The 450-nt window shown below is 69.8% G+C and carries 1 protein-coding gene; it reads right to left on the bottom strand.

What is annotated here, in order from left to right; all coding sequences use genetic code 11:
* Window positions 1-205 (bottom strand): XdhC family protein (locus C5B91_RS21690; protein WP_147374923.1); only part of this gene is annotated, 205 nt, incomplete at its 3' end.
* Window positions 206-450 lie beyond the last annotated feature (245 nt).

Raw genomic sequence — 450 nt, 5'->3', positions numbered from 1 at the left:
ACTCGGTTATACAGCCGGCGGTGACCGCGCCGAGTCGCTCGCCGTCGGGCACGACGACCATACGCGCCCCCGGTCGGCGGTAGCCCGACTCCTCGACGTTCACGACGGTCGCGACGACCGCCTCCGACCCCGAGCCTCGCTGCTCGCGCATCGACTGCCGAACGCTGTCTGCGGTCGCGCTCCACGGGTCGTCTGTCGTTCGCATCGTTCAGTCGCCTTCCCGTACTCCCGTCAGCAGTATTGATTTATCGGTCGGTTCGGTGGCCCCGCCGCACGGGGCGGTCGGACGAACACGCCCACAGCCCCGCTCGGCCGGCGGTTCACGGCTCCGAAGCGGCCTGCTCGATTGCCTGTCGGCAGTACGTCCGGACGAGCTGTCGCCGGTACTCCTCGGTCGCCGCGTCGTTCGCCAGTAGCGACGCCGTCTCGACGTCGTCGAGTGCGGCGGTC

The organism is Haloferax sp. Atlit-10N (assembly GCF_003586325.1).
Taxonomy (GTDB): Archaea; Halobacteriota; Halobacteria; order Halobacteriales; family Haloferacaceae; genus Haloferax; species Haloferax prahovense.
Note: the sequence above shows the minus strand (reverse complement) of the source record. Positions and strands in the feature narration are given on the sequence as shown.